23 protein-coding genes are annotated in these 20372 nt (G+C 40.6%); 14 read left to right on the top strand and 9 right to left on the bottom strand.

What is annotated here, in order from left to right; genetic code table 11:
• Nucleotides 1-111: 111 nt before the first annotated feature.
• The 5 genes from H589_RS0108075 to H589_RS0108055 all read left to right on the top strand — a co-directional run bounded on the left by H589_RS0108075 (nucleotide 112) and on the right by H589_RS0108055 (nucleotide 5036).
• Nucleotides 112-810, top strand: a complete 699-nt coding sequence (locus H589_RS0108075; RefSeq protein WP_027721556.1) for an ABC transporter permease — start codon at nucleotides 112-114, stop codon at nucleotides 808-810.
• The gene (locus H589_RS0108070; RefSeq protein WP_027721555.1) at nucleotides 807-1460 is read left to right on the top strand and encodes an ABC transporter ATP-binding protein; all 654 of its coding nucleotides are present in this window, start codon (nucleotides 807-809) and stop codon (nucleotides 1458-1460) included. The genes H589_RS0108075 and H589_RS0108070 overlap by 4 nt, the downstream gene beginning before the upstream one ends.
• 149 nt (nucleotides 1461-1609) lie before the next feature.
• Entirely contained in the window at nucleotides 1610-4075 is a 2466-nt protein-coding gene (locus H589_RS0108065) for a glycogen/starch/alpha-glucan phosphorylase (protein WP_051249673.1), read from the top strand.
• Between the two features lie 153 nt (nucleotides 4076-4228).
• Nucleotides 4229-4522 (top strand): MTH1187 family thiamine-binding protein, encoded by a 294-nt coding sequence (locus H589_RS0108060; RefSeq protein WP_027721553.1) that lies wholly within the window; start codon nucleotides 4229-4231, stop codon nucleotides 4520-4522.
• 31 nt (nucleotides 4523-4553) lie between these two features.
• Entirely contained in the window at nucleotides 4554-5036 is a 483-nt protein-coding gene (locus H589_RS0108055) for a hypothetical protein (protein WP_245577072.1), read from the top strand.
• A 2-nt stretch (nucleotides 5037-5038) separates the two neighbouring features.
• Here H589_RS0108055 and H589_RS0108050 read toward each other — a convergent pair whose 3' ends face one another.
• Both H589_RS0108050 and H589_RS0108045 read right to left on the bottom strand, forming a co-directional pair.
• Nucleotides 5039-5785, bottom strand: a complete 747-nt coding sequence (locus tag H589_RS0108050) for a UPF0280 family protein (RefSeq protein ID WP_027721551.1) — start codon at nucleotides 5783-5785, stop codon at nucleotides 5039-5041.
• An 84-nt stretch (nucleotides 5786-5869) separates the two neighbouring features.
• Complete coding sequence (locus H589_RS0108045) at nucleotides 5870-6520, bottom strand: lactate utilization protein (RefSeq protein WP_027721550.1); 651 nt, start codon at nucleotides 6518-6520, stop codon at nucleotides 5870-5872.
• Between the two features lie 377 nt (nucleotides 6521-6897).
• Between H589_RS0108045 and rpmH the strand changes: the two genes are divergently transcribed.
• From rpmH to H589_RS0108015, 7 genes are all read left to right on the top strand, one after another.
• Nucleotides 6898-7032, top strand: a complete 135-nt coding sequence (gene rpmH, locus H589_RS0108040) for a 50S ribosomal protein L34 (protein ID WP_015337954.1) — start codon at nucleotides 6898-6900, stop codon at nucleotides 7030-7032.
• Nucleotides 7020-7397 carry a ribonuclease P protein component gene (rnpA, locus tag H589_RS20635; RefSeq protein ID WP_084146914.1) on the top strand — a complete coding sequence of 126 codons (378 nt, stop codon included), beginning with the start codon at nucleotides 7020-7022 and terminating at the stop codon, nucleotides 7395-7397. The genes rpmH and rnpA overlap by 13 nt, the downstream gene beginning before the upstream one ends.
• Nucleotides 7397-7705, top strand: coding sequence for a membrane protein insertion efficiency factor YidD (gene yidD, locus H589_RS20630; protein ID WP_084146912.1), 309 nt, complete (start codon nucleotides 7397-7399; stop codon nucleotides 7703-7705). Before rnpA ends, yidD begins: the two co-directional genes overlap by 1 nt.
• Nucleotides 7695-9302, top strand: a complete 1608-nt coding sequence (gene yidC / locus H589_RS0108030; protein ID WP_027721548.1) for a membrane protein insertase YidC — start codon at nucleotides 7695-7697, stop codon at nucleotides 9300-9302. The genes yidD and yidC overlap by 11 nt, the downstream gene beginning before the upstream one ends.
• A 52-nt stretch (nucleotides 9303-9354) precedes the next feature.
• The gene (gene jag, locus H589_RS0108025; RefSeq protein WP_027721547.1) at nucleotides 9355-10959 is read left to right on the top strand and encodes an RNA-binding cell elongation regulator Jag/EloR; all 1605 of its coding nucleotides are present in this window, start codon (nucleotides 9355-9357) and stop codon (nucleotides 10957-10959) included.
• Between the two features lie 94 nt (nucleotides 10960-11053).
• On the top strand, nucleotides 11054-12433 hold the full coding sequence (mnmE, locus tag H589_RS0108020) for a tRNA uridine-5-carboxymethylaminomethyl(34) synthesis GTPase MnmE (RefSeq protein ID WP_425411455.1): 1380 nt from the start codon (nucleotides 11054-11056) through the stop codon (nucleotides 12431-12433).
• A 1-nt stretch (nucleotide 12434) separates the two neighbouring features.
• Nucleotides 12435-12689: a hypothetical protein gene (locus H589_RS0108015; protein ID WP_027721545.1), complete on the top strand. Its 255-nt coding sequence runs from the start codon at nucleotides 12435-12437 to the stop codon at nucleotides 12687-12689.
• Nucleotides 12690-12815: 126 nt separating this feature from the next.
• On the opposite strand, the gene H589_RS19400 is transcribed toward H589_RS0108015, so the two are convergent.
• Nucleotides 12816-13481, bottom strand: coding sequence for a TIGR04282 family arsenosugar biosynthesis glycosyltransferase (locus H589_RS19400; RefSeq protein ID WP_051249671.1), 666 nt, complete (start codon nucleotides 13479-13481; stop codon nucleotides 12816-12818).
• A gap of 2 nt (nucleotides 13482-13483) precedes the next feature.
• Nucleotides 13484-14185 carry a TIGR04283 family arsenosugar biosynthesis glycosyltransferase gene (locus H589_RS0108005; protein ID WP_027721544.1) on the bottom strand — a complete coding sequence of 234 codons (702 nt, stop codon included), beginning with the start codon at nucleotides 14183-14185 and terminating at the stop codon, nucleotides 13484-13486.
• A gap of 46 nt (nucleotides 14186-14231) precedes the next feature.
• Here H589_RS0108005 and H589_RS0108000 point away from each other — a divergent pair, with 46 nt between their 5' ends.
• Nucleotides 14232-14702, top strand: a complete 471-nt coding sequence (locus H589_RS0108000) for a pyridoxamine 5'-phosphate oxidase family protein (RefSeq protein ID WP_027721543.1) — start codon at nucleotides 14232-14234, stop codon at nucleotides 14700-14702.
• 148 nt (nucleotides 14703-14850) lie between these two features.
• Here H589_RS0108000 and H589_RS0107995 read toward each other — a convergent pair whose 3' ends face one another.
• Nucleotides 14851-15201, bottom strand: a complete 351-nt coding sequence (locus H589_RS0107995; protein ID WP_027721542.1) for a TraR/DksA family transcriptional regulator — start codon at nucleotides 15199-15201, stop codon at nucleotides 14851-14853.
• Nucleotides 15202-15366: 165 nt separating this feature from the next.
• Between H589_RS0107995 and H589_RS0107990 the strand changes: the two genes are divergently transcribed.
• A complete protein-coding gene (locus H589_RS0107990; RefSeq protein WP_051249670.1) occupies nucleotides 15367-16011 on the top strand; it encodes a class I SAM-dependent methyltransferase in 645 nt (214 codons plus the stop codon).
• Between the two features lie 95 nt (nucleotides 16012-16106).
• Here H589_RS0107990 and H589_RS0107985 read toward each other — a convergent pair whose 3' ends face one another.
• The 4 genes from H589_RS0107985 to H589_RS0107970 all read right to left on the bottom strand — a co-directional run bounded on the left by H589_RS0107985 (nucleotide 16107) and on the right by H589_RS0107970 (nucleotide 20353).
• Nucleotides 16107-18512, bottom strand: coding sequence for a Cache 3/Cache 2 fusion domain-containing protein (locus tag H589_RS0107985; RefSeq protein WP_027721540.1), 2406 nt, complete (start codon nucleotides 18510-18512; stop codon nucleotides 16107-16109).
• 144 nt (nucleotides 18513-18656) lie between these two features.
• Nucleotides 18657-19085, bottom strand: coding sequence for a hypothetical protein (locus H589_RS0107980; RefSeq protein WP_027721539.1), 429 nt, complete (start codon nucleotides 19083-19085; stop codon nucleotides 18657-18659).
• Nucleotides 19086-19309: 224 nt separating this feature from the next.
• Entirely contained in the window at nucleotides 19310-19933 is a 624-nt protein-coding gene (locus H589_RS0107975) for a LysE family translocator (RefSeq protein WP_027721538.1), read from the bottom strand.
• Between the two features lie 12 nt (nucleotides 19934-19945).
• On the bottom strand, nucleotides 19946-20353 hold the full coding sequence (locus H589_RS0107970) for a response regulator (protein ID WP_027721537.1): 408 nt from the start codon (nucleotides 20351-20353) through the stop codon (nucleotides 19946-19948).
• Between the last annotated feature and the right edge of the window lie 19 nt (nucleotides 20354-20372).

Genomic DNA, 20372 nt, shown 5'->3' with positions numbered 1-20372 from the left:
TATGCAAGGTAGTAGAATATTTGTTAATCAAATTGGTATAAGTGGTTGAGGAGTTAAAGAAATAGTCAGATTTTGAAAAAGATTCTGGCTGCCGGAGGCATAAAGGATGATATGGATTTTATTTTAAACGGCTTCATGCAGGCTTTCGTATTGCTTTTCTCTGGAAATGCAGAAACATATTCTGCTATTTCTACAACTCTATGTGTGTCGACTATTTCTATTCTTGCCAGTTTGACTATTGGTGCTCCCCTTGGATTTCTGCTTGGGTATCATGATTTTTACGGAAAAAAGACTATGCGTATGATCGTTGATACTTTGCTTTCTTTTCCTACAGTGGTTATAGGGCTGCTGGTTTATGCTTTTTTGTCCCATAATGGCCCTATGGGAAGACTGGGATTGCTTTTTACTATTCCGGGTATTGCTGTCGGACAGACATTGCTTGGATTGCCTATAGTCGTTGCTATGATGGCAACAGCTGTAGAAAGCCTTGACCAGCGACTCAAAAACACTTTGCTGACACTTGGTGCGGCTCATGGACAAATTCTGCGCACGACTCTTTGGGAGGCTCGTTACAGTCTTGTCCTGGCGGCAGCGGCGGCCTATGGCAGGATTGTTTCAGAGATAGGTATTTCAATGATGGTCGGTGGCAATATCAAATGGCATACGCGCACCATCACTACAGCAATTGCCCTTGAAACTGGTAAAGGCGAATTTGCTATGGGGATTGCACTTGGCCTTGTACTTATGGTTATTGCTTTTGCAGTTAATTTTTCTATGTCCGGCATTAAGAAAAGAGCAGGGCAGCCATGAGCGAGTTGTACAAACTGTCAAATATAGTTCAGCAGTACAATGGACGAACCGTTCTTGAACTTGATAGGTTTCAAGTGCCTGAGGGAAGTATTGTAGGACTTGCGGGACATAATGGAAGTGGTAAAAGTACCTTGATGCGCATGCTTGCCTTTCTGGAAAAGCCTGTTTCTGGAGAGGTAGAATATGACGGAAAAAGGATAGACGGATCTGTTTCTTATTTACGGCGTGAAGTGACGATGCTCACTCAGGAACCGTATTTGCTTAAAAGATCTGTAATGCGCAATGTTTCTTATGGACTTGAGTTGCGCGGGATAGGCCGTGAAGAAACTGAGACAGCCGTTTATGAGTCTCTGGTGCAGGTCGGACTTGATCCAGATCTTTTTTTAAACAGAATGTGGTATGAACTTTCTGGAGGGGAGGCTCAAAGAGTTGCGTTAGCGGCGCGACTGGCAATCAAGCCACGAGTACTTTTACTGGATGAACCAACTGCCAGCCTTGATCGTGAAAGCACGATGCTTATTCATGCAGCAGCTGTTAATGCGAGGGAGAATTCCGGAACAACACTGGTAATTGTAAGCCATGATCACCTCTGGTTGCATGATGTCTCTGACATTATTTTTAATTTTGCCGGTGGGCGGATGGAATATTAAATATATTGCAAAATTTATTTTAGAAGCAGCAACCTTTCAGGTTTTGCTGCTTTTTTTTATTCTCTGTTTTGGATTTTATTACATCTGGATTTAGCATTCTCAAACTGTTAGTATCTTCATAATTATCCATGCAGCCAGCAGGAGGCCCAATGAGTAAAAGTAAGTTTGCCATCAAAAAAAAGAATGATCGCAAAAGCTTAACAGCTGATATACGAGATCATGTTGTTTACTCTCTGAGTAAGGAAGTTAAATACGCAAATGAGCATGATATGGGAAAAGCTCTCTCTTTAGCTATTCGTGACAGATTAGTTGAGCGTATGATCCAGACGCGGGACAGATATCGTAACTCTAAAGCCAAGCGTATGTATTATTTTTCCATTGAATATCTGCTCGGACGTTGTCTTGGAAATTCGCTCTGTAATATGGAGTTGCTCGATCTTTGCGAGGATATTTTTAAGAATATGGGCTTTGATCTGGATGAGGTGCGGGCTAGTGAACGTGACCCTGCTCTTGGAAACGGTGGACTTGGACGTCTTGCAGCATGTTTTCTTGATTCACTGGCAACTCTTGATATGCCCGGTTGCGGTTACGGCATTCATTATGAGTATGGACTTTTTAGACAGATTATTCACAATGGATACCAGAAAGAGCTTGCCGATTACTGGATGATGGATGGTATGCCTCTCCAGATTCCACGGTTTGATCAATCTGTTATAATCCCGATTTATGGCAGGGTGGAAAATAGTGTAACTCCAAGCGGGGAATATCTGCCCATGTGGATGGACTGGGATGATATTGTCGGAGTTCCCTACGATATCCCAATTGTTGGCTACGGTGGTAATACGGTAAATTACCTGCGTCTTTTTGCTGCTAAGGCATCTAAAAATTTCGATATGGAAATTTTTAATCACGGTGACTATATACGGGCAGTACAGCGTAAAATTGAGTCTGAAATGGTTTCCAAGGTTCTCTACCCGACAGAATCTGTTTCATTTGGTAAAGAATTGCGTCTGGTGCAGGAGTATTTTCTTGTAGCATGCGGATTGCGCGATATTACCCGTCGTTTTCTGGCTCAGAATAGCAATTTAGATGAATTTGCAAAATATGTGGCTATTCAACTGAATGATACACATCCTGCGTTGACCGTAGTCGAGTTGATGCGTTTCCTGGTCGATGAAAAAAGAATTAAGTGGGAAAAGGCATGGAATATAACTAAGGCAACATGTGCTTACACTAATCATACCTTGCTTCCTGAAGCTCTGGAACAGTGGTCCGTTTCGCTGCTTGAAAAAGTTTTGCCCAGACATTTGCAAATTATCTATGAGATTAACAAAAGGTTTCTTGCTAAAGTTAAAAACAGGTATCCGGGAAATGAAGACAAAGTTCGTCGTATGTCTTTAATTGCAGAAGATGGCAGCAAGAAAGTTCGTATGGGAAATCTTGCGGTTATCGGTTCTCATTCAGTTAATGGTGTTTCAGCATTACATTCAGAACTGGTCAAGACTCGTCTTTTTCCTGATTTTAATGAGCTTGAACCAGAAAAGTTCAACAACAAAACTAATGGAGTAACTCCACGCCGCTGGTTGCTCAAGGCAAATCCGGGATTATCCAGATTACTTACAGATACTGTAGGTAAAAAATGGATAACCGACCTTTCTAAGCTTAGAAAACTGGATACTCATGCTGACAGTTCAGAATTTCAGGCTTTATTTATGACCGCTAAACGTGAAAATAAAATAAGATTAGGAAAATTAATTCATGGTACTCTTGGAATTAAGGTTTCTCCTGATTCAATATTTGATATCCAGGCCAAGCGTATTCATGAGTATAAGCGGCAACTGCTAAATGTATTGCATATAATTCATATGTATATTCAATTGGTGGACCACGGTAAAGAACCTGTAAGCGCGCGTACTTTTATTTTTGCAGGCAAAGCTGCTCCCGGATATTGGGAGGCGAAGCAGATTATTAAATTGATTCATAGTGTTGGCGCCGTTGTTAATAATGATCCCCGCACAAAAGATATACTTAAAGTTGCATTTATTCCAGATTACAGAGTTTCATTGGCTGAAAAAATTATCCCTGCCTGTGATTTAAGTGAGCAGATATCTACTGCAGGGACAGAGGCATCCGGCACTGGTAATATGAAGTTTGCTATGAATGGAGCACTTACAATAGGAACGTATGATGGGGCAAATATTGAAATGCTGAATGAAGTCGGGGAGGACAATTTTTACCTTTTCGGATTGCGGGAAAATGAGGTGGAAAAGAAATTAACCAGTGGTTCCTATCATCCTCAAGATATTTATAATAACTCATTCGAAATCAGGCAGGTGCTTGGAGCGCTTCTTGAAAATAGATTTTCTCCTCATGATTATGATCTTTTTCGCTGGATTGTCGATAAGCTTCTTTCTGATAATGAACAGTATTTACACCTTGCAGACTTTCAATCATATATTGAAACTCAGGAGCAAGTCTCCAAAGATTATGGGCAGCCCAAATTGTGGGCACGTAAAGCCATATTGAATACCGCGCGAATGGGTATGTTTTCAACAGATAGAACCATGCAGGAATATGCACGGGATATTTGGAATATTAAACCGATTAGAAAATAATTGGCATGTTTTTTAAGAAAAATTAATGATTTTACATTACCATATAGTTTGAATGTATTTTGAATAATTATCAAATATTTCAGCTTGCTTTTGGTTCGTTTAGTTTTATTATATTGTTTCAGGCAATGCTTATTATCAATGGAGTTTCATAAAATGAGTGTACTTGTAGAGCTAACAATTTTTCCTACAGATAAAGGTTCGAGTGTGAGTTCGTATGTGGCACGGGTTGTAAAAGTAATTCGTGAATGCGGGCTTTCATCTCAACTTGGGCCCATGGGTACCAGCATAGAAGGTGAATGGGACCAGGTTATGTCAGTGGTGACAAAATGTTATCGGGAGCTGGAAAAAGATTGCGATCGAATTTATATGGTCATGAAGGCAGACTGCCGTAAAGGAGCCGTAGACAGGCTAAACGGTAAAATCAAGTCTGTGGAATCTAAACTGTAATATGAAATTCATTGCAGTGAGGCGAATGTTGATGATGAAGATTAGGTTTTTCTTGGTAATATTGATGGTGTGTGCAACCTCTGGCTGTGCACATGTAGATGTTTCACATCTAAAAAATCAGCCGTGGAAGCTTGAAACGGAACGTACTCTTGAAATGGAGTTCATGACTTTTGATTATGAAGTAGTGCCACGTAAAGACAGTTTCGGAGTTCGCGGAATGGCCTATGTGAAGCAGGATAATGTTCCTATGTGGGCAAAGTGGATAGGAGAACTCTGGATTCAAGGATATCTCAGTGATCAAGACGGGGTTGCGCTTGCGCAGGGACTTCAGGTTTTTTCACCGGAAAAGCTGGAACCAGGAAAAGGGATTCCTTTTGACTTTGAGCTAAAACCGGCAACTCTTGATGCCGGACCACTGTTTATTTCATTCGGCTACAGAATTTCTTTGTCGAAAAGTAAAGATGATAACAATGGACCACCATTTATGGCAATTGAACGGGCTGTTACACAATAGAATTATAATGCAATAAGCTCAATATTACCCCATGCGCCGATTTTTGAGTCGTATTGGACAAATACACCATCAAGTCCGTGCTCTGACAGAGTGCGGGCTTTTTCTATTACTGCAGGTACATCAGATGGAGTCTTGAGCAGGTTTGCTAGAGCAGTTGCGGCAGCGTCTGCAAAGCGTGCATCTTTGGAGCGGACAGTCACCAGGTCTCCGCTGCCAAGGCTTAAGGAATGTCCGATAGTTCCTGAAGATGAGCAGATTGAGACGGGGAAATCTTCGGCATCAATGGCAAGTCCAATTTGAGCACCGGAATCAGGTTCTGACAGCAGGGCTACTTTGCGGTCTTTTGTTGAATGCATAAAAATATCGCCACCATTTTCTACAATAATATTGGAGGAATATGGAAGCAATTGGTCCGCTACATATTGAGCAACAGCTCCGGCTACAGCTGCCATGGGGCCTACATTGCATATTTGTGCTGAGTACGCCATGGCTGAGATTATTGGGTGAGTTTTTTCAGGAACAGGTATTGGCACAAGGCTAGTGGCAAACAAAGAGTTTAAAATGATGTGACCGTTAAGTACAGAACGTATTTCATGGACTGCATTAAGTGATTCTTTGCTGAGATTTTTTTCTGCAATAATGAAAAGATCAGTTTGTTCTACAACAACTTGAAAAGACGTTTCAGTATTAGAAGGGGTCACATTTTCTCGATAGTTACGAGTGTGATCTGTATGTCTTTTTCTGCTCAAGAGGATATCCATAAAATTTAAAGCCGTTATAAAAGGCAGACAGTCTGCATAATGACTGTCTGCCACCAGTATTGATGTATTAAATTAGAAGCCGAGGTCTTCGTTGATCAATACAACGTGAATCCGGCCTTTCGGGAAGGATTTCTCAGTAATTGACCAGACAGAACAGATTCTGTCTTTGGAACTACAGTTAGCACATTTACCGGTAACAGCGCAGGGTGTTTTCTTTTTAAGACGCATAGCATTAACCGGAGCAGCGTATTCTTTAATACGGCTGACAGCTGCATCGAGATCTACACAAAGTTTATTTCTGCCGACAAGCACAACCACGTTGCGGGGGCCGAATGCCATTGCAGCAACTCTATTTCCAGAGCCGTCGAGATTAACTATTTCACCTTCCTCGGTGATTGCATTTGCACTGGTGATGAATACGTCAGTAAGCAGTGCCTGTCTGCGACGCTCAATTTGTTCTTCACGCGGTATCTGGTAGTCATAAGTGTCAATGACTTTAACTTTATTCAGTTTTTTTACCTGATCATAAAGTCCTGAATCCACAACCGTCATTGAACCACCGAAACTTATGGAAGAGGGTTTAAGCTGGGGAATAATTTTATCAAGAACAAGTGAAGCGGCAGCAGCGCTGCTTTTTGCTACATGAGTTGTGTAGCCATTGTCTTCAAATACTTCTTTGATTTCCCCAAGTTTTATATCCCAGAATGTCTGGACAGGTTTCATATCTTTATCTCCTAAAGTGGTTATAACCCTTAAATTAAGGGTAGTTAAAAATTGTTTATTCACGTGTTTATTATGCGTGAAAAAAGCGGTGAAAAAAATAAAGGTACGTGTTATGAAGATATATACCTTGTCATAAAGTTCAGCATCAGCATTATATATGAATTCATTTTGACAGCTGAGCCGCTTCGCGGTATGCGAACTTGTTTTCACTTGAAGCAGCATAGATTATTCAGGGTGAGATTAAAAGTACTTAGCATACAGGATTTCAGTGAAAAACATTTCTTGACGATACCTGTTGTAGGGGATATATGTTCCCGTTCCTCGTAGCTGGAACGTTTCCAGCTTGATCAACGTTATTAATTTTTGGAGAAATAGAAATGAAAAGAACTTACCAGCCTAGTAAAATCAGAAGAAAAAGAACTCACGGTTTTCTCGTTCGCTCTCGCACCAAAAACGGTCGTGCAGTTATTGCAAGACGTCGTGCAAAAGGACGCAAAAGATTAGCTGTTTAACTTGGACAAAGGAGCATAAGCTCCTGAAAACGCCTGAATTTAACCTTTGCTATGAGCAGGGGAAGAAACTCTACACAAGAAGTTTTATACTTTTTGTGCTGTGTCATGGTAGTGGCCCCGGCGGGGTCCGTTTGGGCCTTACCGTGAGCAGAAAGAAAGGTCCTGCAGTAGTCAGGAACCGGATTAAAAGAGTGATACGTGAGTTTTTCAGGCTCAATCAGAAAAAATTCCAAGTGTGCGCGGACATAATTTTTGTTCCCAAGCGCGCATTGGACGGCAAGAGTATTACTTTGGGGCTTGCCGAAAAAGAACTGCTTCCGGTCATTGATAGGATCAATAGTCTTATCAAAATCAGAGAAGAGTAATGAGAAATCAGGGAATGCGGACTCTGTTTCTTTATCCAATACGATTTTATCAGAAGTTTATATCCCCGTTATTTCCGGGGTGCTGCCGCTTTCATCCTACCTGCTCGCAATATGCCATTGAGGCTATATCCCTTCATGGAGTGATCAGAGGGGGGATGTATGCTTTGTGGCGTCTGATTCGTTGTAATCCGCTATGTAAGGGCGGATTCGATCCTGTTCCCGTCCCACGAAAAAAACTACCACCGCGCAGTCCCGACCTTAATATTCAGGGACAAATTTTAGTGAGAAAACAAAGACATGGAAAATAAACGCGTTATTCTGGCTGTAGCATTATCGTTCGCCGTACTTCTCGGTTGGCAGTATCTTTTTCCCCAGCAGCCTGCTCCTTTAAAGCAGGAACAAACAACTAATCAGGTCCAGAGCAATGCGAATGTTGCCGGTCCTGTTTCTAGTCAACTTCCAGATCCAGCTTCTACCGCTGCCATTGTCTCTGCTAAAGGAACAAAGCTTACAGTTGAGACTCCTTTCTATTCTGCCGTAGTTAACTCTCAGGGCGGACTTCTCGAAAATTTCATGCTTAAAAAGTTCAAAGCAACAATTCATGCTGATTCACCTCCTGTAGATATGGTCGGTGCTAATGCTTTGAACAAAGCTCCTATGGGCCTTATCCTCAACGGAATTGCTACATGGTCTGAAGGCGTATGGGGATTTGAAGGCAGTAACCTGAACCTTGATGGCGACAAAGTCGGAACTCTTGTTTTTCGTGGTGATGTCGAAGGTTTTAGAATTGAACGCCGTTTGACTTTTCACGCTGATAATTACCTGATTGATGAAGACGTTAGAATTATTAATATGTCCAACCCTAGTGGGATGGGCCGTTTAGCTTTTACAACCGCTACTAAAAGTTTGACTTCAAAAGATGACCGCTACAATCCTACAAGAATTTCATGGTACGGTCCTGAGGGCCTTAATGAAGAAAAAGATCGTGATGATCTCAGTGAAAAAGGTGTAACTGCCAGCGGAAATATTAATTGGACTGCAATTGATTCCAATTACTTCATTCTTGCACTGGTCCCCGGATCTGCAGATGTAACTATGAAAGGAAAATTGCAGGACGATATCTTCCGTGTTGCTGCAGAGCAGAATGTCTCATTTGATAAAGGGGTTGAACGCAGACTCTCTTGTTCATACTATTTTGGACCTATGGATGCTACACTGATGGCAAAAGTGCCCGGTAACCTTGATAAAGCCATTGACTTCGGCTGGTTTGATATCATTGCGAAGCCTTTAGTCGTAGCTCTTGAGTGGTTTAACCAGTATGTACATAACTACGGTATTTCAATCATTCTGCTGACAATTGCGATTAAGATTCTTTTCTGGCCTCTGTCTCATAAGAGTTACAAATCCATGGAGCAGATGAAACGTCTTCAGCCCATGATTGCTAAACTTCGTGAGAAATATGGTGATGATAGAGAAGCTCTTAATAAAGAAACAATGCAGCTTTATAAGACTTACAGTGTCAATCCGGCGGGTGGATGTATACCCATGGTTCTGCAGATTCCGGTCTTTTTCGGACTGTATAGAGCCCTGATGGGAACGGTTTCACTAAGACATGCCGATTTCATCCATTTCCTGCCTTTTACTGATATAGTTTGGCTGGCCGACCTTTCGACTAAAGACCCGCTTTATATCACTCCGATCATAATGGGTGCTACCATGTTCCTGCAGCAGAAAATGACGCCTTCAGCTGGCGATCCGACTCAGCAGAAAATTATGATGTTCCTGCCCCTTGTGTTCACATTTATGTTCCTCAACTTCCCATCAGGGTTGGTTGTATACTGGATGGTGAATAACGTGCTTTCAATTGCCCAGCAGTGGATGATGATGCGCAAGGTTAATGATTAGGGCACACAGCTGATCGGACTTAATGGAGTGAAGAACACAACTAGGAGATAGAATGAGCGAATTCAAGGAATTCCAGGGGAAGAATTTGGATGAGGCGATTAACAGCGCCTGTGATTATTTCAACCTGAATCGCGATAAATTAGAAATTGAAATCTTGAGTGGCGGTTCCACCGGAGTATTTGGTCTGGTGGGAAAGAAAAACGCAAAAGTTAAAGCGCGCCCCAGAGGTGCTGACAACAAGCCTTCTATGAGTGAAGAAGCTAGAAATAGTAGACCTCGTCATCAGAGAAGTGAAAGACCTATCGAACCAAGACAGCGCAGGCAGCCAGAGGAACCTAAGGCTCCTGAAAACAGAAAAGAGACTGAATCTGCTCCGCATACTGAATCAGAAGTTCCGGCTGTTAAGCCTGAAGCTCAGATTGCTGTTAAGGAAGAAAGTGAAGTTGCTGTTAAGTCTGAATCTGAATTGGCTGTAAGAGATGACGTTTCTGCTCCTGTAGTTACTGAAAATCTTTCAGATTCAGCAGAGGAAACTCGTGGTGATACTGCTGGCGAATATATTGAGCGTCGTAGCATTATGGAAGGTGACCCTGAAGATATCGCCGCAGCAGTTCGTGAAGCTCTTGAAATGATGATCGAACCCATTGTACAGGCTAAGCCGAAGCTCGAAATAGAAGTTGGCGAAGATCGTGTAAACGTGCTTGTTGACGACGAAGAAAATTCAGGTCTTATTATTGGACGTGAAGGACAGACTCTGTCTTCACTGCAGTATCTCTGCAACCGGATGGTATCCAAAAAATTACAGACTTCTGTACGTGTACAGATTGACACAGGTGATTATCGGGAACGTCAGGACGAAAAATTGCGTCAGCTTGCATGGCATCTTGCAGACAAGGCCATGCATACCGGACGAGTACAGTCTACCAAACCTTTGAGTTCCTACCATCGCAGGGTCGTGCATATGGCCTTGCAGGAGGACAAGTACGTCAACACCCGTAGCAAAGGCGAAGGCCCGATGAAACGAGTTTTGATTCTGCCGCGCCGTAGTCGCAATGCTGGAGACGGAAGGCGTAATGATAAGTTCAATTCTCAGAAGCCGGAACGCTACAATTCTCGGGGATCTGAACGTTCAGAACGTAATGATCGTTCAGATCGCAGCAGAGGACCTAGAGATCGTAATGAGAATTATGGCAATCGCTCTAATGATAATTATGGTGGGCGCAGTCGTAACGAAAACTACGGTAACCGCTCTAATAATTATGGTTCCCGCAGTCGTAATGAAAATTACGGCAGCCGTCCTCGTAATGAAAATGTAGATGGAAGAACTCGCAACGAAGGTTACGGGAACCGCAATCAGACAGATAATTATGGTGGACGCAGTCGTACCGAAAATTACGGCAACCGTCCTAATAATAATTATGGTTCTCGCGGTCGCAATGAAAACTACGGCAGCCGTCCTCGTAGCAATAACTACGATAACAGGAATCGTAATGAAAACTTTGGAAACCGCGCACCTGCTGAAAACTTCGGTAATCGTGCGCCAGAAGATCATTATCGGTCCCGTCAGCCTCGTAATAATTCAGTAAACCACGATGATCATAATAATGATACTGGTCCTGATAAGTTTAATAGTGAACGCTATAACCGCTACGAATAATAAGTTCGCGAAGCGGTGAATAACGATTTTATAAAACCCCGTGGACTAATGTCTGCGGGGTTTATCTGTTGATATACGGAGAGTTATCATGTCAATTACATCTACAGGCACAATCGCTGCAATTGCTACACCTCCCGGAGATGGAGGAGTAGGCATTATTCGCATTAGCGGAAAGGAAGCACTTGCCATTGTCGAAAATATTTTTAAACCAGCCAAGGATTCCTTTTCTGGTTTTAGACCATACACCATGCATTACGGGTGTATAATCGATTCCTGTGGTGTAGAAATTGATGATGTTCTCACTGTCTTTATGCCTGGTCCGAATTCTTACACTGGTGAAGACACAATTGAGATTAACTGCCATGGCGGACGGGCTATATTAGGAGCTGTGCTGGAAGAAATTATTTCACTTGGAGCACGTATCGCTAATGCTGGTGAATTCACACTACGTGCTTTTTTAAATGGCCGGATGGATCTTACACAGGCCGAAGCGGTTGCTGAAATGATTCATGCCCCCTCAAAAGGAGCGGCGCAACTGGCACGAGTTAAGTTATCAGGAGTTCTTGGAGAGCGTATCGAAGAGCTTCGTAGACGTCTTGAGGAACTGCGTGCACAATTATGTGTTGCAGTCGATTTTCCTGAAGACGAACTGGAGTGTTTGCCGCTTGAACAAATGAACTCTGAAGTCACAGATGCTGTAAAGAATATTTCTGAAATTTTGTCAGGTGTTGAGCGTACTAAAGCATGGCGTGAAGGTGGGCTTGCTGTACTGTCTGGTAAGGTTAATGCTGGTAAATCGAGCCTATTAAATGCACTGCTTGGACGTAATCGCGCAATTGTGACTGATATTCCCGGCACAACACGGGATTTTATTGAAGAGACTTTGAACCTTGATGGTTTACAGGTCAGGGTTGTTGATACAGCAGGACTCCGCGATACTGATGATGCTGTGGAGCAGGCCGGACTTAATATGGGCCGTGACCTTGCTTCACAGGCAGATCTTGTCCTGCTGATTATAGATGGTTCTCAGCCTTTTGAACTCGGCGATATTGATCCTGAATTCTCTGCTGAAAGTGGAAAGTGTCTTGCTGTAATTAATAAATGTGACCTTGCACAATCAATTCCTTCACCAGCAGTCATAATGGCCGATGCAGGGTACGATGTAGTTGAGATTTCGGCAAAAAAGGGACAAGGTATCGATGATCTTGCCGGGTTGATTAGAGAGCACATTTTAAAAGGTGCAGGTGAACCTGATTCGGATGAGCTTGTTCCAAATTCCCGACAGGCGGTTACTTTGAAGAAAGCAGTTAGTGAACTTGAAGAACTTATTTATGATATACGCATGGAAATTCCGTACGATTTGCTTGGCGTAAGACTTGAGTCTGCATGCAGTGCTCTTTCTGAGATTACAGGTGAAATTACACCGCAGGAAGTGCTTAATTCAATTTTTGATAAATTTTGTGTTGGGAAATAAAATGATTAGTAAAATTGTAGATTTAAAAGCGGTTACTTGCGGGCTGGTACCTCTAATCGTTAATCATCTGGATACTTGCTCCAATCCTGTTGTAGAATTTCAGATCAGACTTGGAATTCGTGAAGAAATTATTAGTGGATTCGGTACCGGTGGTAACTGGGATATCGAGGTTATTGATGATCTTGGGTGTGACAGGCTGAAGTTTACCCGGAGAAAAGACAGCAACGAAGATCGACTAAATATAGTTGAATATTAGTTGCAGCTGTACGTCATTTCTTTTGTGAATCCTGCATAATTTAATATATAATTATTTTTTTAAACTATTAAAGTTAGTTATGAATGATAGAATTAATATTTAAATTTTTACGATACTGAAATATGATCAAAAAATATTTATTATTTCTTTGAAATATAATTCTGTTGTTCGCGGACAAGTTTCATTTACTTTTGGTAATTTCATGAGTTTATGTAAATCATCTAATGTATCTATGTCTGAAAAGTATGGCAAAATTGCTGGATTTAGTTTTTCATTTTTCAACCTTTGAAGAGTTGTGTTGAATACGGTGTCAGTACTCCATTTCATATCTTTAAATATAGTTTTCGAGAGATTGTCTTTTTGGAAGCCTATCAGGTAATATCCACCGTCATTTGCAGGCCCTATGCATGCGGTGGATTTTTTTAATAATTCCAAGCTGTCCTGCACTATCTGCGGATCTATTCCGGGAATATCACTTCCAATTAGAGTACAGCTTGTGCAATTGCCTGCAAAATTATCCTGAAAAGCATTTTCCATTCTTTCACCCAGTGACTCTCCCCGTTGTGGGATGAAGTGCCTACAGCCAAGCCATTTCTGGTATTGTTTTAAAGGGCGAAATGGATCATAGCATAAAGTAATGCTGACTTTTGCCTGTTCTAACTTTTCAAGAATATCCTCCACAAAAGATCTATAAAATAATGCAGCAAGTTCATCTCCAATAACTTTTCCAAGTCTTGTTTTGACTTTGCCTGACTGAGGATATTTTATAAAAATAAGTACGGATTGATTCATAGTCAGCGTCCTTTTGACTGGTACATTTTAGCAAGTTTAAATGTACTTACGCCGCAAATATGTAGAATTCTAAGGCAGATATTTCGTACTGCACAGCGCAAAGGTCCTCTCTGGAGATAGCGTCTGGCAGATGTTTTTACGGTTTCATCAAGAATGATAATTTCACGTCTTTCTTTTTTTATTTTTCTGAAAAACTCAACATCTTCCATGAGTGGTACCTGTGGAAATCCTCCTAATTCGAGAAAAATATCTTTTTTTACAAAAATAGCCTGATCTCCATAGGGGACTCTTTCAAGTCTTGTACGCATATCTGCTATGTATGCGATAAATTTCATGACAAACGATTCAGAGTCGAAAGAAAGCTTAAATGCTCCGGCCGATACAGTAGGAATTGAAAGAGCCTCATGTACCAGCTTATCGACGTTCAATGGCAACCTTGTGTCGGCGTGAAGAAAAATTAAAGAATCGTTGCTCGCTTTAGCAGCACCGCAGTTCATCTGGGATGCTCTTCCCTTTGCAGAGTGTAATTTAATGACTTCAGAGTCATTAATCTCTTGAAGGGTTGAACAATTTATGTTTCCATCTACTACAATTATCTCGCATTTATTTTCGCAACATTTTTTTATGTTACTGATACTATTGGCAATGTGTTCTTGTTCATTGAAGACAGGAATAATGATTGATATATTTAATTTCGACGGCATTTGCCGTAAATATACTTTTTAAGCAATTGAATAAAGGGGGCAGAATATGGATACTGATATAAAACTCCGAAAAGGAGTAAGTAAGGATGAAAGTCTTATCGGCTCTTATTTGACACAAGGCGAAGTTATGCATCTTGCTTTGCAGGATAATATGGGGTTGTTTAGTGTCCCTGTAAATTACGGGTATTATAATGGAAAAATATATATCCATTCTTCAAAAAAAGGTCGCAAGATAGAGGCTCTCCATAAAGGAGGTGTGATCGGGTTCAGCGTTCTTGTTGAGCATCAAGTTGTTGCGAAGGATGATCCTTGTAAATGGGGGTGTGCTTTTAAATCAGTCATAGGTGCAGGAGTTCCCCGCGTTCTTGAAGAGAAAGAAAAACTTGCAGCTTTAAATTGTATCATGAAGCAGTATAGCGGCAAGGAATGGGTTATGAGTGATTCTGGTATAAAAGCTGTTGATGTTGTTGAGATAATGGTCACAAGCATCAGTGCCAGAACTGTTGAAAAAGATTAAATTTTTGTTTTACTGCTTTTAAAGTATGTATACTTTATTTTGTGCGCCTTTAAATTAGGCGCACAAAATAAAAATTGATATATAACTCTGTAGAAACTAACGTTCAGTAAGTATTCAACCGAAAGTTAATAATTTTTAGCAGCGACCGCTAACCAACTCTGCCTAGCTGTGCTTCTTCCATACGGGACTGGCAGGAGACGCATAAGCAAGTCGTTGGGTTGGCTTTTAAGCGTGCAAATCCGATCGACTCGGAGCATTCCTCACAAATACCAAAGTCGTAGTGCTCTACCCTCTTTAAAGTTTCTTCTGTTTCTTTGATAAGTTCTGTTTCACGTGAGTGTAATGCCAGGTTTATTTTTTGTTCAGTAATGCGTGATGCATACTCATTATCATCAGCACAGCTCTCTACGGCAGTATTGCGGGACTGTGTACGCTCCAGAAGTTCAGCCAGTTTTTCTTCGAGATATTTTTTAATAAGAGATCTTTGAGAAGAATTCATGATTTGCCTCCATTGGAATTGATGAAATCAGTTATTTGTTTTTTGACTATTGAGGCTTATACATATGCTGGTCTGTTAATTAATCTCAGTCTTGTGACGGATTAGCTACACTTTGATGTACTCTCCTGAAAACGTGGTTTAACCATACAACAGTTGGAATGTGATATGAACTCTGATTATACTAAGTTTATAAAGTATTGGGAGGAAAAAGGAGCGCGTAAAGATTTTTCAACTCCTTTTCAAATTGAGCTCTTCAATTCTCATGTTGATAAATCAGCTGAAATACTTGATGTGGGCTGTGGTTATGGTCGTATAATGAGCCTTTTACACAAGTCCGGTTTTGAAAATATAAAGGGTGTAGAGCCGTCTGATTCCCTCAGGAAAAGGGGAAGAGAGTACGATTCAAGTCTTGATCTTCGAGAGCTTAAGGACAACCAGATTTCTTTTACAGATAACTCATTCGATGCAGCTCTGTTAGTCGCTGTATTAACATGCATTCCTAAAGATGAAGATCAGACTGCTTTAATCAATGAAATTTATAGGGTACTCAGGCCGGATGGAGTTTTATATATCAACGATTTTTTGTTGAATTCGGATGAGCGAAATTTGAAGCGGTACGCTGAATTCGAAGCTAAGTACAGCACCTTCGGTGTTTTTGAGTTGGAGGGCGGTGGTGTTTTACGACATTTTTCACCAGAACACATAGAAATGCTCCTCACTAATTTTCAGACAGTTGAGTATAAAGAAGTAATTTACACCACTATGAATGGAAATAAGTCTATGGGATTTTACTATATTGGGCGAAAGTAATATTTTCTACTGTGTATGCAGAACGTTTTGTATTTAAAAAGGCGATATCTTATAAAGATATCGCCTTTTTAAATGAATGCTCTGACTGTTTTTTACTACTGCATATTGCGAATCAGTTCTTTAATTTGAGCAGCAAGTTTCGCTACTTCAGAAATAGCCTGTGCTGATTGAACCGTTGTTTCAGCTGACTCTGTTGAGATAATGTTAATTTCTTCAGTCGCTCTGCTGATTTGTTCACTTGATGCTGATTGTTCTTCAGCTGCAGTTGCTATGCTCTGAATCTGGTCGGCCGAGTCTTCAACCATTTGAACTATTTCATCAAGAGCAGTACCAGACTTGGCGACTAATTCCGTTGATTCAACAATAGACTCAACAGCATTTTCTGTTGCTGATATATTTATCTGTGTGCTTGACTGAATAGATGAAATAGCTGTTCCAACTTCTTTGGTTGCATCCATTGTTTTTTCAGCAAGTTTACGAACTTCATCTGCAACTACAGCAAATCCGCGCCCTGCTTCCCCGGCTCTTGCTGCTTCAATAGCTGCATTTAAGGCCAGCAGGTTTGTCTGGTCGGCTATATCGGTGATGACATTCATAACGCTTCCTATAGAATCAGTCTGTGTTCCAAGTTTTTCCATACTCTCTTTAAGCTCTTCAGAATTGTCTTCAAGAACTTTGATGGATTTTACCACAAGACTTACTATATTTTGCCCATCTATAGCCTTCTCTTTAGTTGCTTTTGCATTTTCAGAAGCTTGTCCTGCGTTACGTGCAACTTCCATAACAGTTGAATTCATCTGTTCCATTGCAGTTGCAGTTTCACTGGCTCTCTGTTGCTGAGTTTCGGCTCCTCTACGTGATTCTTCCACTTGAGCGGCAAGTTCATCAGCTGCCGATGACAGCATATCCGATATCTCGTCAGCTTCTCTTGCTGTCTCAGATATTTTGTTATGCTGATCTATAACAGCCTGTTCATTTTCTTTCATAGAGGTAATATCATTCATAGTCATGAACGCACCAATGGGCTCTCCGTCAAGATTATTGAGCGGGGATACATCGATGATAGCGTAGAATTTGATTCCCTGTTCTGTCGATGATGATATTTCAATATCTGAGAATTCTTTATTTTGGCTTACACAATTATCAATATGCTGATTAATATTACTATCGTTGATGAGGTCTTTAAATTTTTTTCCTATGTAACTATCAGTTGTGCCGGAAAAACCAAATTTATCAATCAGGTGTTGATTAACAAAAGTAATTTTATCATCAAGATCAACAACGATGCAGGGCTGGGGGAGTCCATTCAGAAGGCCTTCAGAAAATCCAAGCTTATTTTTAAGTTCAAGAACCATTGCCCTTACTGAATTTATAGTGCGTCCTACAACATCATCAGCCTCATATCTGAGATCAGATTCATAATCTCCTTCTGATACTTTTTCAGTGAAGTGAGCAAGTTCAATCAAAGGTTTAGTCGTGGCCTTGATAAGTATAAGCAGGATTATTATTGAAAGAACTAAAGCAATGACGGCTATGACAACATTGGTGATGAATATTTCTTTATCAACACCATGCGCCATATCAGATCTATTCATAGTAAAGGCAAAAGCCCAGTTCCAAGGCTTGAAGTGAGTAATGTAGGCACTTTTAGTTTGACCATCCATTTCGTAATTTACTGCACCTTCTTTTGTATTCTCGTATATTTGCCATAAGGGACTTTCTTTAAGGTTTTTGCCTTCAAGAGTCGGATGGATAATAATTTCGCCTTTATTGTTGAAAATATATGCGAATCCTTTGCCTCCGACATTTGATGCCTCGATAGATTTTCTGAATGCCGGGGTAATAATTTTTCTGCCGACAAAAATGACGCTGACAATTTTTCCGCGAAGGTTGGTAAGAGGCTTATATGCAGTGATATACCAGGCATTAACTACATAAGCCATGCCGTAGTATGTTTTTCCAGTCATAACAGTTTTATAAACATTACTGCTGGATGGAATATATGTCCCTACGGCACGACTTCCGTCAAGTTTCATGACGTTAGTTGATACTCTGAGAAGTTTGTCGGGCAGAACTTCAAAGATTGTTGCAGTTCCTCCGATTTCTTTTTGAAGATCGTCAACTAGGTCGTTTTTATTGTTGATGACTAATCCACCGAATTCGAGAGTTGGAAAAGTTGCAGTTTCATTTTTTTTGGTGAATTGGTTTGTAATCGTTTGGGTGATTAATTTTCGTTTGTTTAACTTTGGAAATCCCATAGAAAAAATTTGTTTATCCAGTATGTCAATATCAGATTTAACTTTATCAATAAGGATGTCATTCTGCATTTCCATAAGAGAATGAACACCTTGAGCTATGGACTGCATTGAAGTTTCACCAAGTTCCTGCAGTGATCCCTGTACCTTATATAGGTTAATGGTCGTCATAGAAATAATTGTAACTAGAATGATGCCTACAGCCCCCAGCATTAATTTTGTCTGAAAAGCTAATTTCTTGAACATAGAAAGCTCCTAATCCAACGTTAACGTGCGCAACTATCTTGCTGTAGAAGACCTTCCCAAGAATTCTGCAGTTGATAATCAATAAAATAGATTTAAAGAATCAGAATTTATCCAAGTCATCCTTAAATTATTGTATATATCAAGTCAGGGTACATTAGTCCGCGAAAACTTTGCCAACAACTTTACCACCGCACTCTCACTTTCGTGGTCTATACGGGAAACCATTGGTTCTGCCTTTGCATAATATACTATAACACTATCCCCACGTGTTAACTCCTCCCAAAATTCGGCATCAACATGTGCTTCTCTCTGGTGTGGCAAGCCGTTTGGGTCAATGAAGCGGTAGCTCACATAATAATTTTTAAATTGGCTTGCAGTCTTACTTTTACCTTCCTTTATGGCATTTTTCCTGACGACAGTACCTATTGCTTTCGCTTCTCCAAATGCTCTGATTCTCTCTATTCTGATTTCCCGATAGGGAATAAAGAAAAGCAAAATGAGCAAGATTACAGCACTGGCTTGCAGTAACTTGATTTTTACTGTTGAAGAAGATGTTGCATAAAACACAGTCATAGATACAGCTTATCATTTGCTTTTGAATGGAGCAAGACACAGTATAATCGTAATAAATTGTGGCGAGCGTCAAAAATGCTGAATTTGAAATAGATATGAGAATTATGGATTTAAAACGTGCTTAGATAGGCTGTAGGCTTTACCTAGTTAAGAATCTGTTTAATAGTTCAAAAAAGTGTATTATTTATCTGGTTATGAAAATATTTTAAGTGGTTATGATGTTGCTAGTGCTTTGATAAAGCGATTTTGAGTCCCAGTCCTATAAAGACAAATCCTGAAATCATTTCCAGTCTTTTTTTGAATTTTCCACCTGAAATGAAATGACGCATTTTTCCAAGGGTGAGTGAGACAAAGCTGAGCCAGATGATGCCCATACTGAAATGAATTGTCATTAATAAGAGTGATTTGCGTAATATGTCTTCTGTCGGAGAGATGAACTGTGGGAGTAAGGCCAAATAAAAAACAGCTACCTTTGGATTAAGTACATTAGTCAAAAAACCTTCACGCAATGATGTTGTGATTCCTTTACTGCAGATCTTTTCAGTCTGTTCTGTTAAGTCATTTTTTCTACTGCTGCGTAAAGATTGTATGCCCAGAAATATAATATAAAGAGCACCAGCCATTTTTACCATTTCAAAGGCCGTAGCTGAGTTCATTAAGATAACGGACAGGCCGAGGGCGGAAGCTAGTGCGTGGATAAGAAGCCCGGCATTAACACCGGCAACAGTGCACAGTCCGTCTTTAGTCGATCGAGTGAGGGAGTTATTAACTACCAGCATGGTATCTGAACCGGGAGTGATGGTAAGTATCGCTGCTACAGGAATAAATGCCAAAGTCAGTCCGTCCATGGTCACTCCTAGTTAAATAAGACCGAATTTATTCATCTCGGATTTAATTTTGTCTGCAGTAATAGGCTTTGTCATGTAAGATATAGCCCCGCATTGAAAGAATGCACGTGAAACTTTGATTTCATCATCAACTACTGAAGTGATGATAACTTTAGATTTCTGCTCTTCTGACCAACCATTTTTCTGCTCGAAGTTTCTAATTTTTTCGAGAGTTTGCAAGCCGTCAATTCCGGGAAGGATTATATCCATAAAAATCAGGTCATATCCTTCACCGGAAGTAATGCTTGTTTCATACTTTGCAAGAGCTTCTTCGCCGCTTACAGCATAATCCGTCGTAGTGTTTTTGCTGGTAATTGTTTTTAGTATTTCCAGTAGATACATTCGACTGGTTTTACTGTCCTCAACTACTAGAATTCGCATGTCAGCAGCTCTCTTAGAT

Source organism: Maridesulfovibrio zosterae DSM 11974 (genome assembly GCF_000425265.1).
Lineage (GTDB): Bacteria > Desulfobacterota > Desulfovibrionia > Desulfovibrionales > Desulfovibrionaceae > Maridesulfovibrio > Maridesulfovibrio zosterae.
This window is presented reverse-complemented; position numbering and strand designations above follow the sequence as displayed.

Bases quoted from the DNA above. Each gene is read 5' to 3' on its own strand.
- yidC (WP_027721548.1), top strand. From the start codon at position 7,695: ATGGAAAATAAACGCGTTATTCTGGCTGTAGCATTATCGTTCGCCGTA.
- H589_RS0107970 (WP_027721537.1), bottom strand. From the start codon at position 20,353: ATGCGAATTCTAGTAGTTGAGGACAGTAAAACCAGTCGAATGTATCTA.
- yidD (WP_084146912.1), top strand. From the start codon at position 7,397: ATGAGAAATCAGGGAATGCGGACTCTGTTTCTTTATCCAATACGATTT.
- H589_RS0107990 (WP_051249670.1), top strand. From the start codon at position 15,367: ATGAACTCTGATTATACTAAGTTTATAAAGTATTGGGAGGAAAAAGGA.
- jag (WP_027721547.1), top strand. From the start codon at position 9,355: ATGAGCGAATTCAAGGAATTCCAGGGGAAGAATTTGGATGAGGCGATT.
- H589_RS0108055 (WP_245577072.1), top strand. From the start codon at position 4,554: ATGATGAAGATTAGGTTTTTCTTGGTAATATTGATGGTGTGTGCAACC.
- rpmH (WP_015337954.1), top strand. From the start codon at position 6,898: ATGAAAAGAACTTACCAGCCTAGTAAAATCAGAAGAAAAAGAACTCAC.
- H589_RS0108005 (WP_027721544.1), bottom strand. From the start codon at position 14,185: ATGCCGTCGAAATTAAATATATCAATCATTATTCCTGTCTTCAATGAA.
- H589_RS0108075 (WP_027721556.1), top strand. From the start codon at position 112: ATGGATTTTATTTTAAACGGCTTCATGCAGGCTTTCGTATTGCTTTTC.
- H589_RS0108000 (WP_027721543.1), top strand. From the start codon at position 14,232: ATGGATACTGATATAAAACTCCGAAAAGGAGTAAGTAAGGATGAAAGT.
- H589_RS0108045 (WP_027721550.1), bottom strand. From the start codon at position 6,520: ATGAAACCTGTCCAGACATTCTGGGATATAAAACTTGGGGAAATCAAA.
- H589_RS0108060 (WP_027721553.1), top strand. From the start codon at position 4,229: ATGAGTGTACTTGTAGAGCTAACAATTTTTCCTACAGATAAAGGTTCG.
- H589_RS0107975 (WP_027721538.1), bottom strand. From the start codon at position 19,933: ATGGACGGACTGACTTTGGCATTTATTCCTGTAGCAGCGATACTTACC.
- H589_RS19400 (WP_051249671.1), bottom strand. From the start codon at position 13,481: ATGAATCAATCCGTACTTATTTTTATAAAATATCCTCAGTCAGGCAAA.
- H589_RS0107980 (WP_027721539.1), bottom strand. From the start codon at position 19,085: ATGACTGTGTTTTATGCAACATCTTCTTCAACAGTAAAAATCAAGTTA.
- H589_RS0107985 (WP_027721540.1), bottom strand. From the start codon at position 18,512: ATGTTCAAGAAATTAGCTTTTCAGACAAAATTAATGCTGGGGGCTGTA.
- H589_RS0108065 (WP_051249673.1), top strand. From the start codon at position 1,610: ATGAGTAAAAGTAAGTTTGCCATCAAAAAAAAGAATGATCGCAAAAGC.
- H589_RS0107995 (WP_027721542.1), bottom strand. From the start codon at position 15,201: ATGAATTCTTCTCAAAGATCTCTTATTAAAAAATATCTCGAAGAAAAA.
- H589_RS0108015 (WP_027721545.1), top strand. From the start codon at position 12,435: ATGATTAGTAAAATTGTAGATTTAAAAGCGGTTACTTGCGGGCTGGTA.
- H589_RS0108070 (WP_027721555.1), top strand. From the start codon at position 807: ATGAGCGAGTTGTACAAACTGTCAAATATAGTTCAGCAGTACAATGGA.